Here is a 4,748-nt window from a genome sequence, read left to right on the forward strand (position 1 = left end):
GGTGTAGATCTGGTCGAAGACCTGCCAGCAGCCGATCAGTCCCAGAGTGAGCACGGTGAACAGGGTGGGCCGGAGCTGGGGCAGCGTGATCCTCCAGAATCGTTGCCAGCCGTTCGCCCCATCCACCATCGCCGCCTCGGTGACATCGCCGCCGAGGTTCTGCAGGGCGGCGAGGAACAGGAGCATGAACGTCCCGCTGGTGGTGAACACGGCCATGATGATGTACGCCGTCATCGCGACCGACGGCCCGCCCAGCCAGTCCCACCAGGAGACGCCGAGGGCCGCGTTCTGGGTCAACGCCGCCGGTCCCTGCGTCACACCGAAGGCCTGGAGGAGGCCGTGGAAGATGCCGGTCGGGTCGTTGAACCAGTTGGGCCCGTGGATGCCGACCCACGACAACATCGTGTTGACCGCCCCGCTGGTGCTGAACAAGAACAGCCAGAGCACTGTGATGGCCACGGAGCTCGTCACGGACGGGAAGTAGAAGGCGGTGCGGAAGAAGCCGCGCCCGCGGAGGATCGCCCGGTTGACGAGGACGGCGAGCCCCAGCGAGACGGCGGTCTGGATCGGCACCACCAGGACGACATACCAGGCGTTGTTCTTGAGTGACATGTCGAAGTCCTGCTCGGCGAGCCCTCCGCCCGCGAGCAGCGTCGTGTAGTTGCTGAAGCCCACGAAGTGCACTCCAGACGAGAAGGGGCTGCCGCGGCCGCCCCAGTCGGAGAAGCTGACCCAGAGCGCCATCAGCACGGGGACGACAAGGAAGACGCCGAGGAGCAGGATGACCGGGGCGGTGAACAACCACCCCGAGGCGGCCTCGCCGCTCCGGATACCGGTGCGACGAGACCGACTCGTGGTTGCGGACATGACGGGTGCGTCCCTACTTCAGCAGTGCTTCGAGGTTCTTCTGCGTGGCGTCGAGGATCGCCTTCGGATCGCCGGTGGCGAGCGATTCGAGCTTGCTGTTGAAGTCGGTGACGACGTCGGCTGCCCCCTTCGCGGTCGGAACGCCCTTGGCGTAGTCGGCGGCGCTCAGGAAGGGCACCAGGTCCGGGTTGGAAGACTTCCACTCGGAAGCGGCCGATTTGATGGACGGCATGGGCCCGAACGCCTTCGAGAACGCCAGCTGGTCGTCCTTGCTGGTCAGCTTCTCGACCAGCTTGAGAGCGGCGGCCTGGTTCGGGCTGTCGGCGGCGATGCCCCAGCAGTTGGTGAACTGGAGGGTGCCCTGGCCGGCCGGGCCCTTGGGCAGTTCAGCGATCGTGTAGTGGATATTCGGGAAGTCCGACTTGAGCGCCCCGGTGATCCAGTTGCCCTCGATCGTCATCGCGGCGAGGCCCTTGCCGAACGCTTCGCCACCCCAGCCGGCGCCGAGGTCCTTCGCGTACTTCAGCTCTCCGCCGTCGAGCAGCTTCTTGACGAAGTCGAGAGCCTTCACGTCGGCGTCGCTGTTCGCTGTCGCCTTCGTGCTGTCATCGTTCATGAGATTGCCGCCCGCCTGCACCATGAAGGAGCCGACGCGGGCGTACTCGCCGGAGATCCCGAGACCGACCCGGTTGCCGCTGGTGAGCTTCTTGGCGACGGACTCGAGCTGATCCCAGGTGGTCGGGATGTCCGCATCGGTCAGGCCTGCAGCCTTCCACATGTCGGTGTTGATGATGAGCTGGAGGGTGGAGAAGTCTTTGGGGGCGCAGTAGAACTTGCCCCCGTACGTGAACGACTTCACCAGGCTCGGATAGAAGTCGCTCTTGTTGGCCAGCTGGTCGCCGTAGGCGAGGAGGGATCCGTTGGAGGCGTAGCCGGCCAGAGCGTCGGTCGACAGGTAGAACACATCGGCGGGCTTCTTGGATGCGAAACCCTGCGACAGCTGCTGGTTCAGGTCACTCGCCGCGACGACGCTCGCCGCGGTGCCCGAGCTCGAGGACCAGGCCGACACCGCTGACTTCACGGCGGCGGTCTCCGCGTCGCCGGACGAGCCGATCATCACGGTCAGCGGCTTGTCGGACGAGGTGAGCTTGCCCGTCGATTCGCCGCTGCTGCCGCTGAAGCCGGAGCCGCAGGCGGTCAGGGCGAGCCCCGCCGCGGCGGCGACAGCGCCGGCTGCGAGCCAGCGGTGTGTGATTCTGCGCATTCGTGTTTCTCCTTCGCTGTTGAGTGTGCCCCGACGATGGAGCGCACCCAGGAACGGTGCTGGAAATTGTGGACAACTGGGCCGTGCTGATTCCTGGGGAGCGTTTGATCGATCAAATCTGCAACTGCTATGGTGAGTTTGAACGATCAAACCAGGAATGGTTGACACATTAGCCACGCGGTTCCCGGGGTGTCAAGCGGGCAGTATGGTCATATCCGACCCGGCGCATCCGTGCGCCGAGGGCATGGGCGAGCGTCGAGGAGGGAGCCGCGATGGGAGCACAACCCACCGTCAGCGACGTCGCCGGCGTCGCGGGAGTCTCCCGCCAGACGGTCTCCAACGTGCTCAACGCCCCCGAGCTCGTCCGCCCGGAGACCCGGGAGCGCGTGCAGGAGGCAATCCGCTCGCTCGGCTACCGGCCGCACGCCTCGGCCCGCCGGCTGCGGACGCAGAAGAGCTCGACGATCGGAATCCGCCTCGACCCGATCACGCAGGATGGCATCTCGGGCAGCATCCTCGACCGCTTCCTGCACGCCCTCACGGAGCGCGCCGACCGCCAGGGCCTGCGCGTCCTGCTCTTCACCGCGACCGGTCCTGAGGACGAGATCGAGCAGTTCCGGCGGCTGTCGGATGCTGCCGATGTCGACGCGTTCGTGCTGACCTCGACCTTCAACGGCGACCCGCGCACCGAGTGGCTGATCGAGCACGGCCTGCCATTCGTGACCTTCGGCCGGCCGTGGGGCATCGACGATATGACGGACCCCGAGCATCTCTGGGTGGACGTCGATGGCCGCTCCGGCCTGCACGACGCCACCGCCTACCTGCTCTCGCTCGGGGCGCGGCGCATCGGCTTCGTGGGCTGGCCGCTCGGTTCGGGAACGGGAGACGACCGTCGCGCCGGCTGGCTGGAGGCGATGCGTGCCGGCAGCGGACTCTCTCCCGCTCAACTCCGCCTGCTGCAGGTGGAGACCGAGGACGTCGTCCCGTTCGGAGCCGACGCGGTCCGTCGGCTCGAAGCCCAGGCCGGGCCGGTGGATGGCGTGGTGTGCGTGTCCGACTCGCTGGCCATCGGGGTCCTGACCGCGACCGGGGGCCGCATCCCGGTGGTGGGATACGACGACACGCCCATCGCTGCCTCGCTCGGCTTCTCCAGCGTGGCCCAGTCGCTCGACGAGGTCGCCGCCGGCGTGCTCGAGCTGCTGACCGGCGCCCACGGCGGCCGGGTGGACGCCGAGAGCGACGTGTCCGATCCGCGTCATCGCCTGGTCGCCCCGCGCCTCGTCGTCCGCGACGGCCCGCCTCTCATCGGTCCCCGCTGATCCCCCTGCCCCTGCGACTCCGCCTGCGCATCCGGGTCGCATTCGTCGCTCAGGGTTCCCCCTGACGGCACCCTGAAACTTCGCTCCGATGCCGCGAAACGGCTTGCATCGCCTCGAAACGCGATATAACGTGAGTTCGTCAACAGTCGCGATATAACGCGAATCACCGACGGCCCCGGCACGGGCCGGACGAGCAAGGAGCAGGAAGCAATGGCACAGGAGAAGTGGCTGATCCAGCCGGGCGAGAGCCGGACGATCGATATCGAGGTCGTCCGCGCGCTGAAGGTCGGCTTCATCGGCGGACAGATCGACATCGTCGGGCACGACGAGCCCGGCGCGCGCATCGAGGTGCACTCGGTGAGCGGACGTGACCTCAAGATCCTCATCGACGAGGACCGGCTCGAGATCGACCACCCGCAGCTGCGGTGGGACAACTTCATCGAGGTGTTCAAGTCGATGCGGTCGAACGCCCGCGCGGACGTGAGCGTGCTGGTGCCGCGCGACGTCGCGCTCAAGTTCGGCGTCATCTCGGCGACGGCCCTCATCTCCGGGCTGCGGACGGATGCGCGACTGAGCACTGTCAACGGCGATGTGGTGGTCGACGGGCTCGTCGGCGACATCGAGCTCAACTCGGTGAGCGGCGAGCTGTCCGTCCGCGATCACACCGGGCGGATCTCGGCCCACACGGTCTCCGGCGACGTGACCGCCACCGGCGCGATCCGCCGGTTCTCGGCCGACGGCGTCTCCGGCGACATCATGCTCGATGTGACCGGAACGCCCGACGAGATCGCCGTGAACACGGTCTCCGGCGACACGACCATCCGCATCCCGGAGGCCCTCGGCGCCCGTTACCGGGTCAACACGGTCTCCGGACGGGTGCAGCTGGACAACCTGACCGTCGTCGGCGGGATGGGGAAGGGATACACCGGGACCTCCGGAGTCCTCGACGGCACCTGGGTGGAGATCAACGTCAACTCCGTGTCGGGCGACGCGGCCGTGCTGCGGAGCGCGGCGACGGCTCAGGGCGCGGGCCAGCAGGAGGCGTCGGCGTGACTCCGGTGTTCGCGCACGGCAGCCTCCGCCTCTATCTGCTGAGCCTCCTGGACGAGGCTCCGCGGCACGGCTACGAGCTGATCCAGGCCCTGACCGAGCGCTTCGGCGGCACGTACAGCCCGAGCGCCGGCACCATCTACCCGCGCCTGGCCAAGCTGGAGGAGGAGGGCCTCGTCACCAAGGCGACGGAGGGCCGCAAGACCGTGTACGCCATCACGGATGCCGGGCGGGCGGAGCTGGAGGCC

At 67.7% G+C, this 4,748-nt stretch carries 5 protein-coding genes; 3 read left to right on the forward strand and 2 right to left on the reverse strand.

Annotated elements, in window-relative coordinates; translation table 11 throughout:
• A partial coding sequence (locus ACPYOG_RS18640; protein WP_481295636.1) for a carbohydrate ABC transporter permease occupies positions 1-867 on the reverse strand: 867 nt, incomplete at its 3' end.
• Positions 868-880: 13 nt separating this feature from the next.
• Positions 881-2,131, reverse strand: a complete 1,251-nt coding sequence (locus ACPYOG_RS18645) for a sugar ABC transporter substrate-binding protein (RefSeq protein ID WP_481295637.1) — start codon at positions 2,129-2,131, stop codon at positions 881-883.
• A 272-nt stretch (positions 2,132-2,403) separates the two neighbouring features.
• Between ACPYOG_RS18645 and ACPYOG_RS18650 the strand changes: the two genes are divergently transcribed.
• The 3 genes from ACPYOG_RS18650 to ACPYOG_RS18660 form a co-directional block, all read left to right on the forward strand.
• A complete protein-coding gene (locus ACPYOG_RS18650) occupies positions 2,404-3,450 on the forward strand; it encodes a LacI family DNA-binding transcriptional regulator (RefSeq protein ID WP_481295638.1) in 1,047 nt (348 codons plus the stop codon).
• A 210-nt stretch (positions 3,451-3,660) separates the two neighbouring features.
• Positions 3,661-4,503, forward strand: a complete 843-nt coding sequence (locus ACPYOG_RS18655) for a DUF4097 family beta strand repeat-containing protein (RefSeq protein WP_481295639.1) — start codon at positions 3,661-3,663, stop codon at positions 4,501-4,503.
• A partial coding sequence (locus ACPYOG_RS18660; RefSeq protein ID WP_481295640.1) for a PadR family transcriptional regulator occupies positions 4,500-4,748 on the forward strand: 249 nt, incomplete at its 3' end. The genes ACPYOG_RS18655 and ACPYOG_RS18660, both read left to right, overlap by 4 nt.

Source organism: Leifsonia sp. HAY1-4F (assembly GCF_056755275.1).